This window comes from Flavobacterium wongokense, assembly GCF_021608265.1.
GTDB lineage: Bacteria > Bacteroidota > Bacteroidia > Flavobacteriales > Flavobacteriaceae > Flavobacterium > Flavobacterium wongokense.
Genome location: NZ_JAKIHP010000004.1, coordinates 119,274 through 144,827, shown reverse-complemented (window position 1 = coordinate 144,827; position 25,554 = coordinate 119,274). Strand labels below are relative to the sequence as shown.

Below are 25,554 nucleotides of genomic sequence, written 5' to 3'. Positions count from 1 at the left end.
AGACCATAAACATTTAAACCGCGCCATTGGCGCGGTTTTTTTATTTAAATATTTCATTATCTTGTATCCATGAACTGGAGTAACTACATCAAAAGCTTTCAATCCTATCTCAAAATCGAACGTGGCTTATCCAAGAATACCGTAGCCAATTATACGTTTGATTTAGAACGGTTGTGTGGCTTTTTAAGTGAAAACAATATTTCTGTTGCGCCGGAAAAGATAAGCGAAGAAACAATTCAGCAATTCATTTATGCTGTTTCCAAAGAACTCAATGCGCGTTCCCAGGCAAGGATTATTTCGGGGCTCAAAAGTTTTTTCTCCTATATGGTTTTTGAGGATTACCGCACCGACAATCCAATGGAACTGATTGATGCGCCCAAAATAGGCAGGAAATTGCCCGATACGCTTTCGCTGGAAGATGTTGACAATCTTATTGCGGCTGTTGACTTATCAACTCCGGAAGGGGAAAGAAACCGCGCCATACTTGAGACTTTATACGGTTGCGGGCTTCGGGTTTCCGAAATAGTAAGCTTAAGGATTTCCGATTTATTTTTTGACGAAGGATTTATAAAAATTACAGGGAAAGGCAATAAACAACGCTTTGTTCCCATAGCAAAATCGACACAGAAATACATTGAGCTTTATAAAAATGCCATTCGCAACCACATGACGGTTGCAAAAGGCGCTGAAGACACCTTGTTCCTTAACAGAAGGGGAAACCAACTTACACGCGCGATGATTTTTACCATCATCAAGAGCCTGGCTGTTAAAATTAATTTGCAGAAGAATATAAGTCCGCACACACTTCGACATTCCTTTGCTACACACCTTTTGGAGAATGGAGCTGACCTTCGTTCGATACAAATGATGCTGGGACACGAATCGATTACCACTACTGAAATCTATGTTCATTTAGACCGCAAACATTTAACGCAGGTCATCAATACATTTCATCCAAGAAAAATGTAAAATGTGATATTTTTATTTATTTTAGCATAGATTAAACAAATTAACCAATACCACAAACCACTTTTATAACGAATGAAATTTAACGACGTTTTTGTTGTAGATGATGATAAGATATTCCATTTTATCATCAAGAAATTATTAGTTAGCAATAACATAAATGTTGAACCTGAATTTTTCGAAAACGGCCTTCTGGCCATTGAAGGAATCAAAAGTAAACTCGACAGGCAGGAGTCTCCGCCCGATTTGATTTTATTGGATATCAACATGCCAATACTGGATGGCTGGCAATTTTTGGAAGAATTCAAAAAGCTAAAGGATCTGATCCAAAAAGAAATCTGCATTTACATCATCAGTTCTTCTGATAATACAGTTGACCGAAACAGGGCGAATGATTTTAAGGATGAAATCAAGGATTATTATCTTAAACCCATTACCGTCGACGGATTAAAATCAATCTTTTCAAGATAAAAAAAGGCAGCCATTTGGCCGCCTTTTTCGTTTATTATATTTTTCTTATTTCGCAATGTTCACTGCTCTGGTCTCCCTGATTACGGTAATTTTTACCTGTCCGGGATACGTCATTTCTGTTTGGATTTTTTGTGAAATCTCAAAAGAAAGGCTTGCTGCATTTTCATCGCTTACTTTTTCGCTTTCTACGATAACACGCAGTTCACGTCCGGCCTGGATTGCATAAGCATTTTTAACACCATTGAATCCAAATGCGATGTTTTCCAAATCTTTCAATCTTTGGATGTATGAATCCAAAACCTGGCGTCTTGCACCTGGCCTTGCACCCGAAATGGCATCACAAACCTGGATGATAGGAGAAATTAAATATTTCATCTCAATCTCGTCGTGGTGTGCTCCAATCGCGTTGCAAACTTCTTCTTTCTCACCATATTTCTCTGCCCATTGCATACCTAATAATGCGTGTGGCAAATCACTTTCTGTATCAGGCACTTTTCCAATATCGTGAAGTAAACCGGCTCTTTTCGCCAATTTCACATTCAATCCCAATTCTGCTGCCATGATTCCGCAAAGCTTAGAAACCTCACGCGAGTGTTGCAATAAATTTTGTCCGTAAGACGAACGGTATTTCATTCTTCCCACAACTTTAATAAGTTCCGGATGCAAACCGTGGATTCCCAAATCAATTACGGTACGTTTACCAACTTCGATGATTTCGTCGTCAATCTGTTTGGTTGTTTTGGCAACAACTTCCTCAATTCTTGCCGGGTGAATCCTTCCGTCTGTTACTAATTTGTGTAACGAAAGACGTGCGATTTCCCTTCTAACCGGATCAAAGCACGATAGGATAATTGCTTCCGGTGTATCGTCAACAATGATTTCAACTCCGGTTGCAGCTTCAAGCGCACGGATATTCCTTCCTTCACGCCCAATGATTCTTCCTTTAACGTCATCTGATTCAATGTTGAAAACAGACACGCAGTTCTCCACTGCTTCTTCTGTTCCAACACGTTGAATGGTGTTGATGATCACTTTTTTGGCTTCCTGCTGTGCAGTTAATTTAGCCTCTTCAATAGTGTCCTGAATGTGCGACATGGCTTTGGTTTTGGCCTCAGCTTTCAGGCTTTCCACCAATTGTTCCTTAGCGTCTTCAGCAGATAATCCGGAGATAACTTCAAGTTGCTCAACCTGGCTTTTGTGAAGCCTTTCAAGTTCCTGCTGTTTTTTGTTTAATGTTTCAATTTTCGCAGTATATTCGTTGGTTTTTGCTTCAAAATCGTCGTTGATTTTTTTGGCTTTTGCCAATTCGCTCGAAACCTGTGATTCCTTGTCACGCGTTCTTTTTTCAATTTCAGCGATTCTTTTATCCTTGCCTAAAATCTCCTGTTCGTGTTCGGATTTTAGTTCCAAAAATTTCTCTTTTGCCTGAAGTAATTTGTCTTTCTTGATGTTTTCTGCTTCAAGATTGGCATCCTTTAAAATCGATGCAGCTTCCTTCTTGGCATTTTTAACCATATTGGAAATATTGCTTTTTTCAAGGAATTTTGCAACTCCAAAACCTCCTGCAATTCCCGCAATAAGCGCAATTATAATTAGTGTAGTTCCCATTGTTTTGTTTGTGTTTATATATAAAAAAAGCCTACATTAGGTGAATGCATAAACTCGTAAAGACAAGTTTTGAGCTAACGCGCTGGTCAAGGATCCACTCAGGGTGGCTTGCTTTAGTAGCATCGACTGGCTCATTCTAAATTGTTAGTGTTGAGTTTACCAATTAAAATCTAATGTAGGCGGTATTGTAATCCTATGTGATAAGAACGTTATTTTTTTTCGAGATAATCGAATAATAAATCATTGATTTTTTTCAATCTTTCCAAATCTTTTCCGTCTATGGAGCTTTCGACCTGCTTTTGTTCTACTTGTGATGCAAACTGCAGGGCACACATGGCCAATACATCCTGTTTGTCGCGAACCGCATAGTTTTCCTCGAATTGCTTAATCATTGCATCAATTTTTTTGGAAGCACTTCGCAGTCCTTCCTCTTGTGACAAATCTACCGTTAACGGATAAACCCTGTCTGCAATTGATAATTTTATTTTAAGCTTTTCATCCATATTTTTAGTCTGATAACTGCGCTATGCAATAGTCTATCTCTCGGATTAATGAATTTATTTTAAGCTTTGTATCTCGTTTATTTTCTTCACCGCCTAATAATGAATTTGCCATTCGGAGTGATTCGCAATCTGATTTCAATTGTGCAATTTCATCAGCTTGTTTCTTAATCAGGGTTGCAGCGTTTTCCAATTCACTTTTTGCTGAGGCGGATTGGCGTTCTAAACCTTCTATTTTAGTAAAAAGTTTGCCAATTCTTCCTTCAAGGGAATCAATTATTTCTGCAATTTCACTCATGAATTTTTATTCATTACTTACTTCACAAAGTTAGGATTCTATTTCGGTTGTACAATAGTTTTGACAATTATTTCTTTCTCTTTCGAACTTATGCGGTAATAATTTGTTTTTTAACATATTATAAAATACACATTTGTTGTAATTTTTTGCTAATCCTTTTCATTACCTTAGCTGAAACGGTTTTTTATGAAAAGTTTGGGGTTTCTTTTATTGTTTTCGATAGTGGCTTTTGGGCAAAATCAATATCCAAAAGACTATTTTCGTTCGCCATTGGACATTCCGTTACAGCTTTCGGGAAATTTTGGTGAATTTAGGCCCAATCACATTCATTCGGGCTTTGATTTCAAAACCCAGAAAAAGGAAGGTTTCAATGTTTACGCCGCTGCCGATGGTTATGTTTCCCGAATCAAAATTTCTGAAGTGGGTTATGGCAAAGCTGTTTACATTACGCATCCCAATGGTTTTACTTCTGTTTACGGACATCTGCAATCGGGTTTTGGTCCAGTCGAAAAGTTTATCAAAAACGAACAATACAAAGCGAAATCCTATGAGATTGATGTCAATTTAAATCCAAATGATTTATTGGTTAAAAAAGGCGACACAATTGCAATCTCAGGAAATACTGGCGGTTCTGATGGTCCGCATCTGCATTTTGAAATCCGCGATACGCAATCTGAAAAAATCATCAATCCTATGTATTTCGGATTTGATACTGTAATCACCGATTTCAAACGTCCTAATATCAACAGCCTTTGGGTTTATCCTTTGGATGAAAACTCCATTGTAAACCAATCCAAACGCCCAATTTCTGTTAGTTTATCACTTCAGGACGATGGAAGCTATCTTGCTGAAAAAGTTTCGGCTACCGGAAAAATTGGTTTCGGAATCACAGCAACCGATTTTGATGATGTTTCCTGGAATGCCAATGGAACTTTTCGGACACAAACCTATCTCAATGGTAAAGCCGATTTTGGGTATCAGTTTGATACTTTTTCATTTGATGAAACACGCTATGTCAATGCCCTTATTGATTATGAACGCTATAAAAAACTGGGTCAGCGCGTTCAGAAATTATTCATGAAAAATCCGTACCCATTGAGTGTCATTAAACCCGGAATTGAAAATGGCGTGATTACGGTTTCCAACAATATTTCACAAACCTATCGCATCGAAGTGGCCGATTTTAGTGAAAATATTTCCAAAATTTTTATTCCAATACAATATTCAGATTTGCCTGCCAAAGTTGCCGAAGTCCCCATAACCTCAAAATATTTTATAAAATCCAAAAAGGAAAATATGTTTTCACTGGAAAATGTAACGGTTAATTTTCCGGCGAATACCTTTTACGATGACTTTTATATGAATTTTGAAGTAAAGAAAGGAATTCTCCAGCTCCACGAAGACATTGTCCCTGCACATACCAATTTTTCAATCACTTTTGAAGACAGTATTTCGACTCAAAAAGACCGTGATTTAATGTTTATTGGACTGATTGATGGCAAAAAAGTAAACTACTATAATACTAAACGCTATAAAAATTCGTTTACCATCTATACCAAATATTTTGGCGAATACAAGTTGTTTAAGGATGGAACGCCACCAAAAATTAAACCCGATAAAAGCATTGGAGGCAAATGGATTAGCAATTTGAACGAACTGAAATTCACAATTTCAGACAATTTATCGGGTATAAAAAGCTATGATGGTTATTTGAATGGAAAATGGATTTTGCTGGAGTATGAATCGAAAACCAAAAAGCTGATTCATCGTTTTTCGGATGGCATTGTTGCCGAAGGAAAAAATGATTTAAAAGTAGTAGTTACTGATAATGTTGGAAATTCTACTATCTTTGAAACACAATTTTTTAGAAGTCAAAAACCATAACGATATAATTTGAAAACAAATAGATTCCTTTTCACGCTCTTATTTTTTACGATAAGCATCATCGCTTTTGCGCAAAACCAAACAGCTAAAGTAGCCGGAATTGTGCTCGATGAAAACAACAAACCTGTTGAAGATGTTAATATCAGTTACCAAACCAAATCAGCAAAAACAAATGCTGACGGATTTTATGAATTGACCGTTCCGGCCAACCAAAAAATCGTTTTGGTATTTACCCATACCGCCTTAAAAAGCATTACAGCAACCTTGCAGTTAAAGCCTGGCGAAAACTTTGAATACCATGTCGTGATGACCGATAAGGCAGAGCAGTTGAGCGATGTTGTCATTACCAGCAGTAAAAGAAGAGTTCAGGGAATTACCTCAATTGAACCTGAAACCATTCGTAAAAATCCGAGTGCGAATGCCGGGATTGAGAGTGTTTTAAAAACTTTTGCCGGAGTAAATTCTAACAGTGAATTGAGTACAACTTATTCGGTTCGTGGTGGGAATTATGACGAAAACCTGGTTTATGTCAATGAAATTGAAGTTTACCGTCCGTTTCTGATCCGTTCAGGTCAACAGGAAGGTTTGAGTTTTACCAATACCGATATGACCCAGAATGTCGACTTTTCTGCAGGAGGATTCCAGGCAAAATATGGCGACAAATTATCTTCGGTTTTGGATATTACCTATAGAAAGCCAACCAAATTTGGTGCAGCTGCCGAAGCCAGTTTCCTTGGTGGAAGCCTTATGGTTGAAGATGCATCAAAAAACAAAAAATGGTCCGCCATCACAGGAATCCGTTACCGCGATAATTCACTTTTAGTCAACAGCCAGGAAACGCAGACCAATTACCGTCCAACTTACGCCGATGTGCAGACGAATGTGAATTTTAATCCGAATGAGAAATGGCAGTTTAGTTTCCTTGGTAACATTTCGCAAAACAAATACAATTACCAGCCGTTAACACGCCAGACTAATTTTGGTACCATTGACGAGCCAATAGCGTTACAGGTTTTTTATGAAGGTCAGGAAAAAGATAAATACCAAACACTTTTTGGTGCGTTCAAAACCAATTTTGCTCCGAACGAAAATAACACCTTCAAATTAATCGGGTCAATTTACCACACACAGGAGCAGGAGTATTTTGATATCCTTGCAGAATATTTTTTAGGGGAAGTTGATACCAATATTGGTTCGGAAACTTTGGGAGAAGTAACCTTTAATCGTGGAATTGGCTCGCAGTTGAATCACGCCCGAAATGATTTGGATGCGTTGATTGTAAATGCTGAAGTCAAAGGAACGCATCAATTCAACAATAAAAAACACCAGTTGGATTGGGGATTCAAATATACCCGAGAAAACATCCGTGACCGTATTGTGGAATGGGAAGTAATAGATTCGGCAGGTTTCCAGATTAATCCGCCAATCATTGATGTACCACATGAGCAGCCTTATAACCCTTATACAGGGCCATTGGTTCCGTATCAAAATGTGAGGGCAACCAATTTTATTGACATTAACCGTTTTTCCGGTTATGCACAATGGAGCACTAAAACCAGCATAGGTAGCCACCAATTGTGGATTACTGCGGGTTCGCGTTTCCATACATGGAAAGTTTCCGGTGATGGAATTACCGGAGCAAAACAACAGACAGTTATCAGCCCAAGAGCACAGTTAGCCTTAAAACCCGATTGGGATAAGGACATGATTTTCCGATTGTCTATGGGGTATTATCACCAACCGCCATTTTATCGTGAGCTAAGGGATTCGTTGGGTGTTGTTCGGCCAAATGTAAAAGCGCAGCAATCCATACATTTTGTATTGAGTAATGATTATAACTTTAAGATGTACAACCGTCCATTCAAATTTGTAACCGAAGCCTATTACAAAACCATGACCGATGTCAATAGCTATACGCTCGAAAACGTGAGGATTCGTTACCGTGCCAATAACGATGCGGTTGCTTATGCCTATGGTTTGGATATGCGTCTGAATGGGGAATTCGTTCCGGGAACAGAATCCTGGTTGAGTTTTGGTTATATGAAAACCGAAGAAAATCAGAACGATCGGGGTTATATAGCGCGTCCAACAGACCAACGTTTGAAATTCGGGATATTGTTCCAGGATTATATGCCTAATATTCCAAACATGAAATTGTACCTGAATTTGGTTTACAATACCGGTTTGCCTGGAGGTTCGCCTTCTTATGCTGATTCCTATACGTATCAAAACCGTTTGCGTGATTACCGTCGTGCCGATGTTGGATTCTCTTATGTCTTCACCGAAAAGAATAACGAAAGGCCGGTTGGGCACTGGTTAAAGAAATTCAAGGATTTGTCTGCCGGTTTTGAGATTTTCAATTTATTCAATAATCAAAACGCCATTACCAATACCTGGGTTCGTGATGTTTATACCAAAAATCAATACGGAATTCCAAATTACATGACGACGCGGGTTTTCAATATTAAACTGACGGCGAGATTGTAGAAATAATTCACTAATTTTAGTGTCTAATTTTATGAAAATGAAAAATTACCTTTCCTACATAGCAATAATTTTAGTGGTTCTTTTTGCAGCCTGCAAAAAAGAAGAAGCCGATAAACCCAAAGTTATTTACGAAGACACTGCCAAATCAAAGCCAACGGCACCAATAGACACAACTCAGATTGAAGTTGCCGATTTGCCAATCAATATGGAAGGAACCAACTTTTTGATTCATCCAATTGGCGTTGTTTCGGGAAGTGGCAAAGGAATTAAATCGTCTTCAGATTCGGAGCAGAGTTTTACAGTTTCCAATTATGGCGAATACCAAATTACAGGCTACCTGAAAAACCTAAAATTCCAGGAAATAGGGAAAGACAGCATTTATGCGTTGACCGATAAACAGGTGCTGATTGAAACGGCGACCTATCTTAAAACATTTGCCGATAAAAGCAAACAGCAATTTCTGGTTTACTCGTTGGCTGATATGGATACCAATAAGGACGGAAAACTGGACAGCAACGACATCAAATCCTTGTATATAAGCACCATTTCGGGTCAAAAGTTTACCAAACTTTCTCCGGATTTACAGGAATTAATCGATTGGAAAATCATTGAATCCAAAAATATGCTGTATTTCAAAACCATTGAAGACACCAATAAAAATGGGGAATTTGACACAGAAGACAAGCTACAGTACCATTTTGTAAATCTATTGGATAAGGATTGGAAAGTTGTGGCTTATAAACCAATTTAACTTTCAAAGGACTGCATCGAAACCAATTTGGAATAGGTTCCATTTTTGGATAAAAGCTCATCGTGGTTGCCCTGTTCTACAATTTTTCCTTTTTGCATCACGACAATGACATCCGCTTTTTGAATTGTGGAAAGCCTGTGCGCAATCACAATTGAAGTACGGTTCTGCATCATATTTTCCAAAGCTACCTGAACCAATCTTTCGCTTTCGGTATCCAATGCCGAAGTCGCTTCATCCAGGATCATAATAGGAGGATTTTTCAAAACGGCACGCGCAATCGATAACCGTTGCTTTTGACCACCGGAAAGTTTGTTTCCGCTGTCGCCAATGTTGGTGTGGATTCCTTCAGGCAGATCTTTTACAAATTCGTAAGCATTGGCAATCTTCAACGCATCGATGATTTCATCGTCAGTAGCATTGGGTTTTCCCAAAGCAATATTGCCTTTGATAGTGTCGTTGAACAAAATGGAATCCTGGGTTACCAAGCCCATTAAATTACGAAGTGACTGCAGTTTGATGTCCCGTACATCTACATTATCAATACGCACAACGCCTTCATTGACATCATAAAAACGCGTCAGCAGATTGGCAATGGTACTTTTCCCGGAACCAGACTGTCCAACCAAAGCGACGGTTTTTCCTTTTGGAATGGTGAGTGAAAAGTCTTTTAATACATTTTCATTTTCATATCGGAAATTGATGTTTTCCAAAGTGATTTTATCGTCAAATGAAGGTTTGTCAACCGATTCGCGAGTGTCGGTAATCGTATTTTCCTGTTCCATCAAAGTAAACACTCTTTCAGCTGCAGCCAAACCGGTTTTTACCTGATACGAAGCTTTTGAAATTGCCTTTGCCGGAGTCAAAATAGTATAAGCTAAAGCAATGTAAGTGATGAATGTTGCCGATGATAATGCGTGTTCCTCCACAACCAATTGCGCGCCAAACCAGAGCAGGACAGCGATGGTTACAATCCCCAAAAATTCACTCAAAGGCGAAGCGAGGTTGTTTTTGTTTCCAATACTGTTGCTGAGATTTAAAAGACGGTTGATGGAATCGTTGAATTTTTTAATAAAGGATTCCTCAGCGTTGTAGCCCTTTACGACTTTCAATCCGCCAAGGGTTTCGTCCAAAATTGAAATAAAAATACCATTTTCATTCTGTGCCTTTACTGATTTTGCCTTGAGGTTTTTTCCAACACGCGAAATAATGAATCCCGAAATCGGAATGAAGGCAAAAACAAAAAGCGTCAGTTTCGGGCTGATGATGAACATTGTAATAATAGAGAATAAAATCGTCAACGGTTCACGCACCACAAGCTCCAAAATCTGGAAAAATGAATTCTGCACTTCGTTGATATCGCCCAGCATTCGGGCCATAACGTCTCCTTTCCTTCTTTCGGAATAATAGGAAACCGGAAGGTTGATAATCTTGTGATACAATTTTTGCCTGATATCGCGAAGCACTCCGGTTCGTAATCGGGTAACGTGGTAGGAAGCAAAATAATTGGTGATGTTCTTTAAAAAAGCTGTGGTAATAATGATTGAAATTACAAATAGCAACGCCCATTTGAGTCCGTTTTCTTCGGTTAGGATTGTTATCTTGTAATTCAGGAACTCTTCTGCGTACGCTTTGATATGTCCAATGCCTTCATAAGTTGGTTCTTTGTAGACTTTTTTGGTCAGGCCAAAAAGAACGTTTAATGTTGGTATCATTGAAACCATCAATAATGTTGAAAACAAGGCATAGAATATGTTGAAGAACACATTCATATAAATGTGGTTCTTGTATTTTAACGCAAAAGGTAACAGCTTTTTTAAATTAGCATCCATTAGTTTAATTGCATTTCAGAAATTATATTTTTGATTTTGGTATCCAAAAATGCTTCTGCAGCCGGAATTTCGTCCAAACCTTCAATCGCAGTATTCACACTGAAATAGAATTTGATTTTTGGTTCCGTTCCACTTGGACGCGCGCAAATCTTCGAACCGTCTTCCAAATAATAAATCAGCACATTTGATTTTGGTACAGACAAAGTTTCGACTTCATCCGTCAATAAATTTTTTGCAGTAGAATTTTGGTAATCCTCAACCATAATAACGCGTTGCCCATTGATTTCAGAAACGGGTTTGTCACGTAAATCCACCATCATCTGTTTGATTTCGTTGGCGCCTTCAATTCCTTTTTTGGTCAGTGAAATCAAATGTTCCTTGTAAAAACCAAAGTCAACATACATCTGTTCCAATTCCTTATAAACCGAACTTCCTTTTTCTTTGGCCTGAGCTGCGATTTCACACATCAGTAAAATGGCGCCTACAGCATCCTTATCGCGTACAGCGTCACCAACCATAAATCCGAAACTTTCTTCGCCACCGCCAATGAATTTCAGTTCAGGGAAATCGCGGATGAATTTGGCAATCCATTTGAATCCGGTTAAACCAACTTTGCATTCCACATCATAAGCCGAAGCCAGTTCAAGCATCATAGGCGTTGAAACGATAGTCGAACCGATGAATTGTTTTCCATTGATTTTGCCTGCTTTTTTCCATTGTTCCAACAGATAATGCGTCATCACAACCATCGTTTGGTTTCCGTTCAGCAACTGCATCTCACCTTTGTTATTTCGAACGGCAACACCAAGTCGGTCACTATCAGGATCGGTTCCAAAAACAATGTCTGCGTTGATTTTTTCTGCCAAAGCCATTGCCATCGTCAAAGCTTCCGGTTCTTCGGGATTTGGAGAAATAACTGTTGGGAAATCGCCATTGGGTTCAGCCTGTTCGGGAACAACGTTTACATCGGTGTAACCTGCCTTTTCCAAAACTTTCGGAACCATTTTGATGGAAGTTCCGTGTAATGAAGTGTAGGCAATCTTTAGATTCTGCCTTGCAGCAGCCGAAGTATTAAAACTGGCATTTTCAACCGTTGATTTGGCGAAAGCCTCGTCAATGTCGGCGTCAATATATTTAATCAAACTTTCGTTAGCCTCAAATTTGACTTCATCGTATCGTAAATTTTCAATAACCTGTACAATTTCAGCGTCATTTGGCGGAACCAATTGTCCGCCGTCCTGCCAATATACTTTGTATCCATTGTATTCAGGCGGATTGTGTGAAGCGGTTAGAACAATTCCCGCATGGCAGTTCAGGTATCTCACTGTGAAAGACAATTCGGGTGTTGGGCGCATTTCCGAAAATAGGTAAACCTGAATTCCGTTAGCCGAAAAAACATCGGCAACCACTTTGGCCAAAGTATCACTGTTATGACGGCAATCGTAGGCAATGGCAACTTTTAATTGTTCGCCCGGAAATGATTTTTTAAGATAATCGGATAAACCCTGAGTGTTTTTTCCGAGAGTATATTTGTTGATGCGGTTGGTTCCAACGCCCATTATTCCACGCATTCCTCCGGTTCCAAACTCGAGGTTTTTATAAAAACTCTCTTGTAGGTCTTTTGGGGATGAAGTCATCATTGCTGTGATTTCGTCCTGTGTTTTTTGATCAAAATTCGGCGTAAGCCATTCGTTGACCTTGTCTAATATATTTTGTTCGATATGCATATTCTTAATTTTATCCTGATTCTAAAGATTCACTTCCTTAGAAATTTTATAACGTTCTTCGTTGTTTTTTGTCCGTAAGATTATTTCGCCCAAAAACCCGGCTAAAAATAATTGCGAACCAATAATCATAGCGGTTAAGGCGATATAGAAAAGAGGGTTTTCGGTTACTAAAATGGTTGGGACATCCAACACAAATAGTTTGAGTAATTTGATTCCGATAATCAAAAAGGTCGATAAAAATCCGATAATAAACATCACTACACCAAGTGCTCCAAAAAGGTGCATTGGGCGTTTTCCGTATTTCGACAGGAACCAAATCGTAATCAAATCGAGGAAACCATTGATAAAGCGGTTCATTCCAAATTTGGATTCGCCATATTTCCGAGCCTGATGGATTACGACTTTTTCGCCAATTTTCCCGAAACCTGCATTCTTGGCCAAAACCGGAATGTAACGGTGCATTTCACCCGAAACTTCGATGTTTTTGATGACAGTATTTTTATAGGCTTTCAATCCGCAGTTGAAATCGTTCAGTTGAACTCCCGAAGTTTTTCGTGCAGCCCAATTGAATAATTTCGATGGCAAATTTTTACCCACAACCGAATCGTAGCGTTTCTTTTTCCAGCCTGAAACCAAGTCGTAATCCTGGTTCAAAACCATATTGTACAAATCAGGGATTTCCTCCGGACTGTCCTGTAAATCGGCATCCATTGTAATGATTACATCGCCTTTTGCCTTGGCGAAACCTGCGTGCAATGCCTGTGATTTTCCAAAATTCCTAAGGAAACGGATTCCTTTTACATTTGGATTTTCGGTTGAGAGTTGTTCAATAATTTTCCACGAATCATCAGTGCTGCCGTCATCTATGAAAATAACTTCATAAGAATAGCTGTTGGCTGTCATGACTTTGACAATCCACTGATGTAATTCGGGTAAAGATTCCTGCTCGTTGAGAAGCGGAATTACTATCGATAAATTCATTTATAGTCCTTGTGATGAAGGTGATTTAGATTTGAAAATTGCTGCCAGGATTAATCCAAAAATAGCGCTGAATAAAATACTGAAAACAGAACCTTTTAATAATTGCCCGATGGAAAACTGGTCGTTTGCCTGCATGTCTTTGATGGCTTGGTTTATGGCGTCTTTTGGGGCATCAAATTTTTCCATCATCTCTACAGCAAACTTTATGGTTAATTCCTTGATGGTTTCTTTTGCACCCGGATCGATGAAATTAAATAAAATGATATTAAACGCTACCGATATTATGATTCCAACAACAGCCGAAATAAAATACGTTGTGAAAGCATCCTTAAAAGGAAAAACCCCGTGTAACTCTTTTTTGGTTTTAACCAAAAGAAAAACCCCAATGGAAATATAGATGATGATGTTTAACACACCAAGCCACCAAGCGGTGAAAAGTTTTAAGTCGATAATGTAAATTAAGGTCGTAATAAGAACTGAAACTAATCCGGTTACAATTCCAAAAGTTATTCCGTTTTTCTTAATAATTTCATTCATGATTGTTTAGGTTTTAATTAATCAACAAATATAGTAATTCCATAAATACTACAGGTATGTTCAGTTTATTTAAAAAAAGTTACATAAGGCTTTGTTTATTGCAAAAAAGTTGTATTTTTGCACACTCAAATTAAAAATTAGAATAATAAAAGTTGTAGCGGCGTTTACACCTTTCAGAGCGAAAGCTTCGAAACGAAACTACTCCATAACAATAAAAAGATTTATCATGAAAAAAGGACTTCACCCAGAAAATTACAGATTAGTTGCTTTTAAAGACATGTCAAATGACGACGTTTTTATCACTAAATCAACAGTAGAAACAAAAGAAACTATTACTCACGAAGGTGTTGAATACCCAGTTTACAAAATGGAGATTTCAAGAACTTCACACCCTTTTTACACAGGTAAATCTAAACTTATCGATACTGCAGGACGTATTGATAAATTCAAAACTAAATACGCTAAACACGCGAAATAATTATTTAAGTGTTTCAATTTTATCAAAACCATTCACGAAAGTGAGTGGTTTTTTTATGGTTTAAATTCTGATAAACTTTGTAACTTTGGCTCACAACTCATAACAGACAAAATGAACTACATACTTTTTGACGGAACGGTTCGCAACGCGCTTTTGCCATTTACTTTTACAAGACCGGTTGCCGATATCCGTATTGGGATTTTGACCATACGTGAAAAATGGGAGAAATATTTAGGCTACACCACAACAACCTTAACTGAAGAATATCTTTCCGAGAAATTTCCAATGGTCGAAATGGAGGACAATGTGATGATCAACGCTTCTTTTTTGCCAAATGATATTTTGTCGGAAATGGTTAAAAGCCTCGAGAAGAACCAGGCAATTTTCCAAGGTGATGAAGTTATAGCGTTTTATACCAATGATACTCAGGAAGAAGTCGATTTTGACAGTTATGAGATAATTGAATTCAACGAAGAATGTTTGAAAGTCCAGAATACCTGGGATATTTTTGCCAAAAATGATGCAGCGTTGCGCGAAGATTTTGAATTGATTACCGAAGGAAGGGATTCACAGCCCATCCCGAAAAGTGTCAATGTACTTTCGCCCGAAAACATTTTTATCGAAGAAGGCGCAAAGCTTGAATTTGTGACTTTGAACGCTTCAACCGGGCCAATTTACATCGGAAAAAATGCCGAAATTATGGAAGGTTCCGTAATTCGTGGACCATTTGCCTTATGCGAATCGGGAAGAGTGAAATTGGCAGCAAAAGTTTATGGAGCAACAACTGTTGGACCTCATTCGGTTATTGGAGGAGAAGTAAGCAATTCGGTTTTGATGGGTTATTCCAACAAAGGGCATGATGGTTTTTTAGGGAATTCCGTTTTGGGAGAGTGGTGCAACATTGGCGCCGACAGCAATAATTCTAATTTGAAAAATAACTACGAAGAAGTGCGTTTGTGGAGTTATGAAACCGAAGGTTTTGCCCGAACAGGGCTGCAGTTCTGCGGACTGATGATGGGAGACCACAGCAAATGTGGCATCAACACGATGTTCAATACCGGAACTGTGGTTGGAGTTTCGGCAAATATATTTGGCTCTGGCTTTCCGCGGAATTTTGTTCCAAGCTATTCCTGGGGCGGAAGCTCAGGATTTACAACCTATCTGACTTCAAAAGCATTTCAAACGGCCAAAATTGTGATGGCGCGCCGTCAGGTGGAATTTTCTGAGGAGGATGCCAAAATCCTCGAGCATGTTTTTGAAATCACTAAAAAATACCGAAAGGAATAAACATAAAAAAGCACCAGATTGGTGCTTTTTTATTTATCTCATTTTATAAAAGTTCCCTCTTTGGTAAACTCCAAATCGATTTTCCCGGTCAAATCCACATCCACGTCTTTGTGTCCGTAATCAATGTGCGTGATTTTGTTTTTTGGATAATTTTTGGCAACATAATCCACAATTTTCCTGTCGATGTAAGCTGTTGGAATGGGATTGTCTTTCCCGTCAACTTCACGCCATTTCCCATCTTTCCAAAATTCGACTTCTGTTCCGTCTGACAATATCACTTCATAGCCTTTTTCTCCGTGTTCAGCATCCTTTTTGGCTTTAGTTACTGTAGTGCTGGGAAAGTGTTCCCGTAAAAAATTGATTGAAGCAGGCGGTAGTTCAGAAGGATCGATTTTTTTCTGAGCACTCATTGTCATTGCAGCGAAAAGCAATAAAAATGCAAAAATGTTTTTTGTTTCCATAGGTATTTTAAGGTTTGGTCAACTTTATTTTTCCTTCAACGCCGTCGCTGTTGTCGGTATTTTTTCCTCCGATAATAACCGATATGAAATTGATCATCGAAACAAATTTTCCGAATTTAGTGTCCCAATAATAGGCTTCCTCAGGTGTTACTCTGATAATGCTCACATCCGGATCATCTTTACCATCAAACCAGGCATTGGCAACAACCGACCATTTTTCTTCAATGGTTTTCCGGTCATCATAAATATAGGCTTTGCCCAGAATCGATAAATATTCGTGATCGCTATTATTCATAAAATATAATTGGACCTCATTATCTTTCTCGATTTGAATGTTTTTCCCACTTTCCTTGCTGCTGATAAACCAAAAATTGCCTTCGCCGTCGCATTCCTGTAAGCCCATTGGCCTGGAATTATGTGGTGATTTGTCGCTAAGATTTGTGATGAACATACAAGTTTTTGCTTTTCCCGATAGCTCTTTCAGCTTTTCAATTGCCTTTGCATTGAATAAATTTTCCTTTGACATGATTGTATAGTTTTAATACATCAAAATTCCTAAATCCTTCACAAACCTACTTACACAATTAAATCATATTATTATATGATTGGTACCCCAAAATTTTATAAATCAAAAACTTGTATGTATTTTTGCGCTCTCAATTTTTTGACAACGATTTCATTAATTGAGCAAGCTTATGGAAAACAAAAAGAAAGTTGCCTTTTATACATTGGGCTGCAAATTGAATTTCTCCGAAACTTCTACCATCGCGAGAAATTTCCAGGACGAAGGTTTTGACCGCGTCGATTTTGAGGAAGTTGCCGATATTTATGTGATAAATACCTGTTCGGTTACTGAAAATGCTGATAAACAATTCAAACAGATTGTAAAGAAAGCCATGAAGCTCAACGATAAGGCATTTGTTGCTGCCGTTGGTTGTTATGCACAATTAAAGCCCGAAGAATTAGCTGCAGTCGATGGAGTTGATTTGGTTTTGGGTGCTACAGAAAAATTCAAGATTACCGATTACATCAATGACTTGTCCAAAAATGATATGGGCGAAGTGCATTCCTGCGAAATTGAGGAAGCCGATTTTTATGTCGGAAGTTACTCCATTGGCGACAGGACGCGGGCTTTCCTGAAAGTCCAGGATGGCTGTGATTATAAATGCACCTACTGTACGATTCCGTTGGCGCGTGGAATTTCAAGAAGCGATGCTTTGGAAAACGTATTGAAAAACGCCGCTGATATTTCAAAACAAAATATTAAGGAAATCGTTTTGACCGGAGTCAATATTGGGGATTACGGAAAAGGCGAATTCGGGAATAAAAAACACGAACACACTTTTCTGGATCTGGTAAAGGCATTAGATGAAGTTGATGGTATTGAAAGGCTTCGGATTTCTTCGATAGAACCAAATCTTTTGAAAAACGAAACCATCGAATTTGTATCGCAAAGCCGAACATTTGTACCGCATTTCCATATTCCATTGCAAAGTGGAAGCAACGAGATTTTGAAGAAAATGAAACGGCGTTACCTGCGTGAAGTGTATACAGACCGTGTAAATAAAATCCGTGAAGTGATGCCTCATGCCTGTATTGGTGTTGATGTGATTGTTGGCTTTCCGGGTGAAACCGATGAAAACTTCCTTGAGACTTATAATTTCCTGAACGAAATGGATATTTCGTATTTACATGTTTTCACTTATTCGGAAAGGGATAACACCGAAGCTGCCGAAATGCCAAATGTGGTTCCGATGAATGTGCGTAACAAACGAAGCAAGATGCTTCGCGGTTTGTCCGTTAAAAAACGCCGTGCCTTTTACGAAAGCCAGATTGGAACCAACAGGACAGTACTTTTTGAAAGCGAAAACAAGGAAGGTTATATTCACGGTTTTACCGAAAATTACGTAAAGGTAAAAACACCTTGGAATCCTGAATTGGCGAATACTTTGCACGAAATCAACCTGACCAAAATTGACGAAGACGGAAGTGTGCGAGTGGAATTTCTAAACGTAGAAGTTTAATATTTATAGTGAAACCTGATTTTCGTAATCCTGAAAACGGTTTCACTGTATTGCTCCACAAATTCAAATTTGTTCCTGCCGGGCTTTTTGAAATCAACAATGCGTTCGGCGGAAATCTCATAATAAGTTCCTTTGCCTTCGAGCATGAATTTATCTCCGGTGTTTCTATAAGCAGAGCGAACCAAATCAAATTCAGATAAATTCCACGCCGTCAGATTGGCATCAAGATTATCCAGCTCAGAAACCAAACCCTGTGTGATTTCTGTTTTACAGCCGTAGTATTTGGTAATGTCTTCAAAGAAGCTGATGATTCCCTGGCGTAATGCTTCTGTTTCCATTTGATAAATATAACAAAAAGGAATAAAAAAAGGAGTTTCAATTGAAACTCCTCAAGTTAAGGCTTATATCTTAATTCCCGGAGGAAGTAAATCCCTGTAACACGTGTTTTTCTTAAAGAAAAGTGCGATTTTTGGTAAAATCGGAACGACCTTTAATTTACGCTCGTAAGCGATTTCCATAATGTTTTTCAATAAATCATTGATAAACTCTTCATTATCAAATCCATCAAATACATTAATTCGGGTAAGGAATATTTTCTTTTCCTGGAAGGAATACTCCACAGAAATTAATTTCCCATCGACCAAAGTTTCAAACTGACGAGCAAAAGTATTGTCTTTAATCTCGATTTTTTCTAAAATTGCAGTTGCTTCCATGTGATTATAAACAAAAAGGATTATTTTTAGGCAAAGTTACTAATAATTAACGGTTTTACAGTTAAATAATGACTAAAATTCATGTTTATTTCATGCCGGGAATGGCTGCGAGCCCCACTATTTTTGAAAGGATTCAACTGCCTTCGGACACTTTTGAAATGCATTTACTCGAATGGCTGGTTCCTGAAAAAGAGGAAACTATAGAGCATTACGCACAAAGGGTAGCCAAAAACATAACACATGATAATGTTATTTTGATAGGTGTTTCTTTTGGTGGGATTTTGGTACAGGAAATGAAAGCTTTTGTAAAACCTAAAAAAGTAATCATCATTTCGAGCGTGAAATGCAATGCAGAACTGCCAAGAAGGATGAAGATTGCCAAGACTACCAAGGCTTACAAACTGGTTCCAACCCAACTTTTAGAAAATATCGACAATCTGGCCAAATTTACCTTTGGCTCTTCCATAATCAAACAAAGATTGAAATTATATGAAAAATTTTTGTCGGTGCGCGATAAGAATTATCTCGATTGGGCAATCGAAAAAATCATCAATTGGAAGCGTACGGAAATTGATCCGGAAGTCATTCACATACACGGAGATAAGGACGAAGTCTTTCCAATAAAACACATCAAAAACTGCATCGTTGTTAAAGGCGGAACGCACATTATGATACTTACAAAGTACCGCTGGCTAAGCGATAATCTGCCTAAAATTATGTTAGATAGTTTTTGAAACTAGGCTGATTTTTGTAGCTTTACCCATATAACCAATATGAAAATGATTATGAAAACGAATAAAGCCCTCATATCGACACTGTTAGTGATTTTAGTCTCGGGAATCCTTGTATTTGGCATTTCCGGAGACAATAAAGTAAAAATATTGCGCGAAGGCACTCCAATGTATTTTCCAACTGCAGTTGATTTTGCAGGAGAACCTGCGCCACTTCAAATAAGTGATGTCAGGGAAAGGCTTGACAGGGAATTATTGATTAATGCCAATCTCGACGCGACTACCGTTTTAATCATTAGAAGAGCCAACCGTTACTTCCCGATTATTGAACCAATTTTGGCTCAAAACGGCGTTCCCGACGATTTTAAATATTTGTCAGTTATCGAAAGTAACCTGATGAATGTAACTTCTCCTTCAGGAGCAAAAGGATTCTGGCAGTTCATGCCCGATACCGCGCGCGAAAGGGGAATGGAAGTCAACGAACTTGTTGATGAACGTTACCATTTGGAAAAATCTACCGAAGCAGCCTGTAAATATTTGTTGGCTGCGAAAGCAAGATTTGGTTCCTGGACCATGGCCGCAGCTTCCTATAATGGTGGCATGAGCGGTTTGGGCAAAAGGATTGAAGAACAAAAAGTTTCCAATTATTACGATTTGGGCTTAACCGACGAAACATCGCGTTATGTATTCCGAATTTTGGCACTTAAGGAAATCATGAAAAATCCGGCTTTGTACGGATTCAATATCCTGCCAGAGGATTTATATCCTGTAATCCCAACGAAAAATGTTGAAGTCGACAGCACACTGAATGATTTGACCGGATTTGCACAATCACAGGGAATCAATTATAAGATTTTGAAAATCCACAATCCCTGGCTGCGCGATAAAAAATTATTGAATCCAAGCAAAAAGAAATACGAAATCAAGATTCCTTTGTCAGGATATTAAAAAAAAAAGCCCCGGAATTCCGGGGCTTTTTTTTTTGTATTTTCAGGATTAGATTTTCTTCATCTGCTCCTTCATCATCATGATCTGGTCTTTCAGCATGTTTTGCTTGTCCAGCTTTTTGGCTTCGTTCAACAAGGCTGTAGCTTCCATTTTACGTCTTTTTGACATGGCGATTCCGGCTAAGTTTAATTTGGCAACAGCCAAATCCATATCCATACTCAATCCCAATTCCACTGCTTTCTTGAAATATTTCTCCGATTGGTGCAGGTTGGTTTGCGAAGTCATCAATCCGTGAAGGTAATTGTAATAACCCTGCTGTTTTCTAACCAAAGCCGTTTCGGGATTCTTGATTTTGTCCAGCCAGGTTTTCGCTCCGGCAAAGTCCTGTTTTCTCAATTTAAGGAAAGCCAAAAGGATATATTCGTTTTTGAAATAAAGAAAAATCGGAATTGCCGTAAGCAAAATCAAAAAGATTCCGTTACCAACATTTCCTTCAGTAAACTGCCAAATGGCTGTTATCACTAATAAAGCCGCTATAATTAATTTGATAAATCTGTGAAACATGTGTAATATTTTTAAGTGCGGCAAAGGTAATAAAATGAATTGAAAATATTTTTATAAAACTACTTGCCAGAAAAAAAAAGGTTTGTATATTTGCACTCGGTTTTGAAAGAACCATCATCAACAAGAATAATACACGATTTTAAAGATATAAAGCAATGAGCAAAAGAACGTTTCAACCATCGAAAAGAAAGAGAAGAAATAAACACGGATTTATGGACAGAATGGCTTCTGCAAATGGAAGAAAAGTCCTTGCGCGTCGTAGAGCTAAAGGAAGACATAAATTAACTGTATCTTCTGAACCAAGACACAAAAAATAATGATTAGCAATTAATCAATATCAAGCCGTTACTTTTATTTAGTAACGGCTTTTTTTGTAATCTGTTCATAAATTTTGATAAGATTTAGGAGCTATTTCCCGCTGTTCGCTGCAATCTTTTTATTTTAGGAAAATAAAAAGGATTTCCACTACCATCGGGGCTAAAAACAAAAGCATAAATACAACTACAAACAATAAACTACAAACAACAAACTAAAAATGCCAAAAGACAATTCCATAAAATCGGTTTTAATCATAGGTTCAGGTCCAATCGTAATCGGGCAGGCATGCGAATTTGATTATGCGGGTTCACAATCGGCGCGTTCCATCCGCGAAGAAGGAATCGAAGTAATCCTCATCAATTCCAATCCGGCAACCATCATGACCGATCCAAGCATGGCCGACCATGTTTACTTATTGCCGCTTACAACCAAATCCATCATCCAAATCCTAAAAGAGCATCCGCAGATTGATGCCGTACTTCCAACCATGGGAGGTCAGACAGCACTAAACCTTTGCCTGGAAGCTGACGAAAAAGGAATCTGGGAAGATTTTGGGGTAAAGCTGATCGGAGTTGACATCAACGCCATTAACATTACTGAAGACCGTGAGCAGTTCAAGCAATTGCTCGAAAGGATAAATGTGCCAACAGCGCCAGCCAAAACCGCAACCTCGTTTTTGCAGGGAAAGGAAATTGCGCAGGAATTTGGTTTTCCGTTAGTAATCCGTCCATCGTTTACTTTGGGTGGAACCGGAGCAGCTTTCGTTCACAGCAAAGAGGAGTTTGACGAAAAACTGACTTATGGTTTGGAAATGTCGCCAATCCACGAAGTACTGATTGACAAAGCTTTACTAGGCTGGAAGGAATATGAATTAGAATTACTTAGAGATAAAAACGACAACGTAGTCATCATCTGTTCCATCGAAAATATGGACCCAATGGGAATCCACACCGGAGATTCGATTACCGTTGCGCCGGCAATGACGCTTTCAGATACGACTTTCCAGAAAATGCGTGACATGGCGATTCTGATGATGCGCTCCATAGGGAATTTTGCCGGAGGTTGTAACGTACAATTTGCCGTTTCACCAGACGAAAAGGAGGATATCGTTGCGATTGAAATCAACCCGAGAGTTTCGCGTTCCTCAGCTTTGGCATCAAAAGCAACGGGTTATCCGATTGCAAAAATTGCATCCAAACTGGCTTTGGGTTATCATTTGGATGAACTTCAGAACCAAATCACCAAATCGACTTCAGCACTATTCGAACCAACCCTGGATTACGTAATCGTAAAAATCCCGCGTTGGAACTTCGATAAATTCGAAGGTGCTGACCGAACTTTAGGATTGCAGATGAAATCAGTAGGCGAAGTAATGGGAATCGGGCGTTCGTTCCAGGAAGCGTTGCACAAAGCAACACAATCATTGGAAATCAAAAGAAATGGTTTAGGAGCTGACGGAAAAGGATACAAGAACTACGAACAGATTATCGAAAAACTGACTTATGCAAGTTGGGATCGCGTTTTCGTAATCTATGATGCGATTGCGATGGGAATCCCATTGAGCAGAATCCATGAAATCACAAAGATTGACATGTGGTTTTTGAAGCAGTACGAGGAATTATATACTATAGAAAAGGAGATTTCCAAATACGATATTACCAATCTTCCAAAGGAATTGTTATTGGAAGCCAAGCAAAAAGGGTATGGTGACCGTCAAATCGCACACATGCTTAAATGTTTGGAAAGCCAGGTTTACAAACTGCGCGATGATATGAATATCAAGCGTGTTTATAAATTGGTGGATACCTGTGCCGCCGAGTTTAAGGCACAAACCCCATATTATTATTCGACTTTTGAAGCTGAAATTGAAACAGCAGGTGGACAGCCTTATGTGCATAACGAAAGCATTGTATCGAATAGAAAGAAAGTTGTGGTTTTAGGTTCGGGGCCAAACCGAATCGGACAGGGAATTGAGTTCGACTACTCCTGCGTACACGGAGTTTTAGCAGCCAAGGAATGTGGTTATGAAACCATCATGATCAACTGCAATCCGGAAACGGTTTCGACCGATTTTGATACGGCAGACAAATTGTATTTTGAGCCTGTTTTCTGGGAACACATCTATGACATCATCCGTCACGAAAAACCTGAGGGTGTAATTGTGCAGCTTGGTGGACAGACTGCCTTGAAACTTGCTGAAAAATTATCAAAATACGATATTAAAATATTGGGAACCTCTTTCGATGCTTTGGATTTAGCCGAAGACCGTGGAAGATTCTCAGAATTACTGGAAGAATTAAAGATTCCGTTCCCAAAATTTGGCGTGGCCGAAAATGCCGATCAGGCTTCACAATTAGCCGATGTGTTGGATTTCCCTTTATTGGTGCGTCCTTCTTATGTTTTGGGTGGGCAGGGAATGAAGATTGTCATCAACAAACAAGAACTCGAAGAACACGTAATTGATTTGCTTAAAAATATTCCGGGCAACAAACTGCTTTTGGATAATTATTTGGACGGAGCCATTGAAGCCGAAGCCGATGCAATTTGTGACGGTGAGAATGTCTATATCATTGGAATTATGGAGCACATTGAGCCATGCGGAATCCATTCGGGAGATAGTAATGCCACTTTACCGCCATTCAATTTGGGCGAATTTGTAATGCAGCAGATTAAGGACCACACAAAGAAAATCGCCTTAGCACTCAGAACCGTTGGATTGATCAACATTCAGTTTGCCATCAAAAATGATATTGTTTACATTATCGAAGCCAATCCAAGAGCATCGAGAACCGTACCTTTCATTGCAAAAGCCTATGGCGAACCTTATGTGAATTATGCGACCAAGGTAATGCTTGGAGAGAATAAGGTAACCGACTTTAAATACGAACCAAAGCTGAATGGTTTTGCGATTAAACAACCGGTGTTCTCCTTTTCAAAATTCCACAATGTAAATAAGGCATTGGGACCCGAGATGAAATCAACAGGTGAAAGCATTTTGTTCATAGACGACTTGAAGGACGACCAGTTTTACGAATTGTACTCAAGAAGGAAAATGTATTTGAGCAAGTAAGTTGCAACAGAATAGGAAACCGTAACAAATGTTGCGGTTTTTTTATTTTAAGTTTTTTCAATCATTTTATTCCCTATCATTGTAACCTTAAAACCTAAAAATTAAATTATAATGAAATCGAAGATTCAAGAATTCCAAAAAAACAATTTTAAGATTATGAGTAAAAAAATAATTTGCCTGATTGGATTTGTAGCAATGCTTGTGACTTCCTGTTCATCAAGTGATGATAATTCAACTATAAATGAAAATGATGTTTTGGTAAAACGCAGCATCAGAACCTATGCAAATGGCGGTTCAGTAACTACCGTTGACCATACTTATAATGGTAGGAAAGCTGTCAAATCTATCGATTCAAATGGGAATTACGAATTGTACACTTACACAGGTGACCTGATAACACAGGTTAGGAACTATAATTCTTCCGACGTACTTGTAGATACTGAAACATTTACCTATAATTCCGACACAAAACTTGTGTCGTATGTAAGAGCAAATGTGGCTGCCAATACAGGAGTGAAGCAAACCTATGTTTACAATCTTGACGATACGGTTACTACTGCTACTTTTTCTGGAGATGCCACTTCGCAGGTTACCTTAACAGGCACAGGTACCATTGCAATTTCAGGTGGTGAAGTCGTTATGCAGACATCTTCCGGAGGAGCTATGCATACCTATACCTATGATACCAAAAACAATCCTTTTAAGAATATAACAGGTTTTGATAAAATTATGGTTATCGGAGGAGTTGCTACCGGTGGTGTTCAACATAATATCTTAACAGATAACGATTCTTCGGGATATGTATATAATTTCGCTTACATCTATAACACTGCAAATTACCCAATGACAGTAACAAGGAGTGAAGGAACTGATTTGATTTTTACTACGGAATATATCTATTATTAACTTCTAAGGTTTTTT

At 38.5% G+C, this 25,554-nt stretch carries 25 protein-coding genes and 1 other RNA gene; 13 read left to right on the top strand and 13 right to left on the bottom strand.

From position 1 onward, the window contains the following. Positions 1–69: 69 nt before the first annotated feature. Both xerD and L1S31_RS11965 read left to right on the top strand, forming a co-directional pair. Positions 70–969: a site-specific tyrosine recombinase XerD gene (xerD, locus tag L1S31_RS11970; RefSeq protein ID WP_236464976.1), complete on the top strand. Its 900-nt coding sequence runs from the start codon at positions 70–72 to the stop codon at positions 967–969. 72 nt (positions 970–1,041) lie between these two features. Then, positions 1,042–1,437, top strand: a complete 396-nt coding sequence (locus L1S31_RS11965) for a response regulator (protein WP_236464975.1) — start codon at positions 1,042–1,044, stop codon at positions 1,435–1,437. 45 nt (positions 1,438–1,482) lie between these two features. On the opposite strand, the gene rny is transcribed toward L1S31_RS11965, so the two are convergent. From rny to L1S31_RS11945, 4 genes are all read right to left on the bottom strand, one after another. Further along, positions 1,483–3,045 carry a ribonuclease Y gene (gene rny / locus L1S31_RS11960; RefSeq protein ID WP_236464974.1) on the bottom strand — a complete coding sequence of 521 codons (1,563 nt, stop codon included), beginning with the start codon at positions 3,043–3,045 and terminating at the stop codon, positions 1,483–1,485. A 50-nt stretch (positions 3,046–3,095) separates the two neighbouring features. Further along, positions 3,096–3,201, bottom strand: a non-coding RNA gene (ssrS, locus tag L1S31_RS11955) — 6S RNA. Positions 3,202–3,254: 53 nt separating this feature from the next. Beyond that, the gene (locus L1S31_RS11950) at positions 3,255–3,548 is read right to left on the bottom strand and encodes a cell division protein ZapA (RefSeq protein WP_236464973.1); all 294 of its coding nucleotides are present in this window, start codon (positions 3,546–3,548) and stop codon (positions 3,255–3,257) included. Between the two features lie 4 nt (positions 3,549–3,552). Then, entirely contained in the window at positions 3,553–3,843 is a 291-nt protein-coding gene (locus tag L1S31_RS11945; RefSeq protein ID WP_236464972.1) for a coiled-coil domain-containing protein, read from the bottom strand. 186 nt (positions 3,844–4,029) lie between these two features. Here L1S31_RS11945 and L1S31_RS11940 point away from each other — a divergent pair, with 186 nt between their 5' ends. The 3 genes from L1S31_RS11940 to L1S31_RS11930 are packed head-to-tail and all read left to right on the top strand — an operon-like array spanning position 4,030 to position 8,965. Beyond that, a complete protein-coding gene (locus tag L1S31_RS11940) occupies positions 4,030–5,727 on the top strand; it encodes a M23 family metallopeptidase (protein ID WP_236464971.1) in 1,698 nt (565 codons plus the stop codon). 9 nt (positions 5,728–5,736) lie between these two features. Next, positions 5,737–8,214, top strand: coding sequence for a TonB-dependent receptor (locus L1S31_RS11935; protein ID WP_236464970.1), 2,478 nt, complete (start codon positions 5,737–5,739; stop codon positions 8,212–8,214). Positions 8,215–8,251: 37 nt separating this feature from the next. Continuing rightward, entirely contained in the window at positions 8,252–8,965 is a 714-nt protein-coding gene (locus L1S31_RS11930) for a hypothetical protein (protein ID WP_236464969.1), read from the top strand. On the opposite strand, the gene L1S31_RS11925 is transcribed toward L1S31_RS11930, so the two are convergent. From L1S31_RS11925 to L1S31_RS11910, 4 genes are read right to left on the bottom strand one after another with little or no spacing between them, the layout of a single operon-like run. Beyond that, complete coding sequence (locus tag L1S31_RS11925; protein ID WP_236464968.1) at positions 8,962–10,794, bottom strand: ABC transporter ATP-binding protein; 1,833 nt, start codon at positions 10,792–10,794, stop codon at positions 8,962–8,964. The genes L1S31_RS11930 and L1S31_RS11925 overlap by 4 nt on opposite strands. After that, a complete protein-coding gene (locus L1S31_RS11920) occupies positions 10,794–12,521 on the bottom strand; it encodes a phospho-sugar mutase (RefSeq protein ID WP_236464967.1) in 1,728 nt (575 codons plus the stop codon). The genes L1S31_RS11925 and L1S31_RS11920 overlap by 1 nt, the downstream gene beginning before the upstream one ends. A 21-nt stretch (positions 12,522–12,542) precedes the next feature. Further along, positions 12,543–13,502 carry a glycosyltransferase family 2 protein gene (locus tag L1S31_RS11915; protein WP_236464966.1) on the bottom strand — a complete coding sequence of 320 codons (960 nt, stop codon included), beginning with the start codon at positions 13,500–13,502 and terminating at the stop codon, positions 12,543–12,545. Beyond that, positions 13,503–14,039 (bottom strand): DUF4199 domain-containing protein, encoded by a 537-nt coding sequence (locus L1S31_RS11910; protein WP_255702269.1) that lies wholly within the window; start codon positions 14,037–14,039, stop codon positions 13,503–13,505. A gap of 226 nt (positions 14,040–14,265) precedes the next feature. On the opposite strand from L1S31_RS11910, the gene L1S31_RS11905 reads away from it, so the two are divergent. Continuing rightward, positions 14,266–14,517 (top strand): type B 50S ribosomal protein L31, encoded by a 252-nt coding sequence (locus tag L1S31_RS11905; RefSeq protein WP_236464965.1) that lies wholly within the window; start codon positions 14,266–14,268, stop codon positions 14,515–14,517. Between the two features lie 111 nt (positions 14,518–14,628). After that, complete coding sequence (locus L1S31_RS11900) at positions 14,629–15,804, top strand: GlmU family protein (RefSeq protein ID WP_236464964.1); 1,176 nt, start codon at positions 14,629–14,631, stop codon at positions 15,802–15,804. 38 nt (positions 15,805–15,842) lie between these two features. Here L1S31_RS11900 and L1S31_RS11895 read toward each other — a convergent pair whose 3' ends face one another. Both L1S31_RS11895 and L1S31_RS11890 read right to left on the bottom strand, forming a co-directional pair. Continuing rightward, positions 15,843–16,265, bottom strand: coding sequence for a PepSY-like domain-containing protein (locus tag L1S31_RS11895; protein WP_236464963.1), 423 nt, complete (start codon positions 16,263–16,265; stop codon positions 15,843–15,845). 7 nt (positions 16,266–16,272) lie between these two features. Further along, positions 16,273–16,791 (bottom strand): pyridoxamine 5'-phosphate oxidase family protein, encoded by a 519-nt coding sequence (locus tag L1S31_RS11890; RefSeq protein ID WP_236464962.1) that lies wholly within the window; start codon positions 16,789–16,791, stop codon positions 16,273–16,275. Between the two features lie 169 nt (positions 16,792–16,960). Here L1S31_RS11890 and mtaB point away from each other — a divergent pair, with 169 nt between their 5' ends. Further along, positions 16,961–18,289, top strand: a complete 1,329-nt coding sequence (gene mtaB, locus L1S31_RS11885) for a tRNA (N(6)-L-threonylcarbamoyladenosine(37)-C(2))-methylthiotransferase MtaB (protein WP_236464961.1) — start codon at positions 16,961–16,963, stop codon at positions 18,287–18,289. Here mtaB and L1S31_RS11880 read toward each other — a convergent pair. Further along, a complete protein-coding gene (locus L1S31_RS11880; RefSeq protein WP_236464960.1) occupies positions 18,286–18,627 on the bottom strand; it encodes a hypothetical protein in 342 nt (113 codons plus the stop codon). The genes mtaB and L1S31_RS11880 overlap by 4 nt on opposite strands. 63 nt (positions 18,628–18,690) lie before the next feature. After that, on the bottom strand, positions 18,691–19,002 hold the full coding sequence (locus L1S31_RS11875) for a GNAT family N-acetyltransferase (protein ID WP_236464959.1): 312 nt from the start codon (positions 19,000–19,002) through the stop codon (positions 18,691–18,693). Between the two features lie 68 nt (positions 19,003–19,070). On the opposite strand from L1S31_RS11875, the gene L1S31_RS11870 reads away from it, so the two are divergent. Next, complete coding sequence (locus L1S31_RS11870; protein ID WP_236464958.1) at positions 19,071–19,736, top strand: alpha/beta hydrolase; 666 nt, start codon at positions 19,071–19,073, stop codon at positions 19,734–19,736. A gap of 51 nt (positions 19,737–19,787) precedes the next feature. Continuing rightward, positions 19,788–20,681, top strand: coding sequence for a lytic transglycosylase domain-containing protein (locus tag L1S31_RS11865; protein WP_236464957.1), 894 nt, complete (start codon positions 19,788–19,790; stop codon positions 20,679–20,681). A 48-nt stretch (positions 20,682–20,729) separates the two neighbouring features. On the opposite strand, the gene L1S31_RS11860 is transcribed toward L1S31_RS11865, so the two are convergent. Further along, the gene (locus L1S31_RS11860; RefSeq protein WP_236464956.1) at positions 20,730–21,245 is read right to left on the bottom strand and encodes a DUF2892 domain-containing protein; all 516 of its coding nucleotides are present in this window, start codon (positions 21,243–21,245) and stop codon (positions 20,730–20,732) included. Positions 21,246–21,400: 155 nt separating this feature from the next. Here L1S31_RS11860 and rpmH point away from each other — a divergent pair, with 155 nt between their 5' ends. From rpmH to L1S31_RS11845, 3 genes are all read left to right on the top strand, one after another. Beyond that, the gene (rpmH, locus tag L1S31_RS11855; protein WP_008464848.1) at positions 21,401–21,562 is read left to right on the top strand and encodes a 50S ribosomal protein L34; all 162 of its coding nucleotides are present in this window, start codon (positions 21,401–21,403) and stop codon (positions 21,560–21,562) included. Between the two features lie 218 nt (positions 21,563–21,780). Continuing rightward, complete coding sequence (gene carB, locus L1S31_RS11850) at positions 21,781–24,633, top strand: carbamoyl-phosphate synthase large subunit (protein WP_236464955.1); 2,853 nt, start codon at positions 21,781–21,783, stop codon at positions 24,631–24,633. A 111-nt stretch (positions 24,634–24,744) separates the two neighbouring features. Next, entirely contained in the window at positions 24,745–25,539 is a 795-nt protein-coding gene (locus L1S31_RS11845) for a hypothetical protein (protein ID WP_236464954.1), read from the top strand. Positions 25,540–25,554 lie beyond the last annotated feature (15 nt).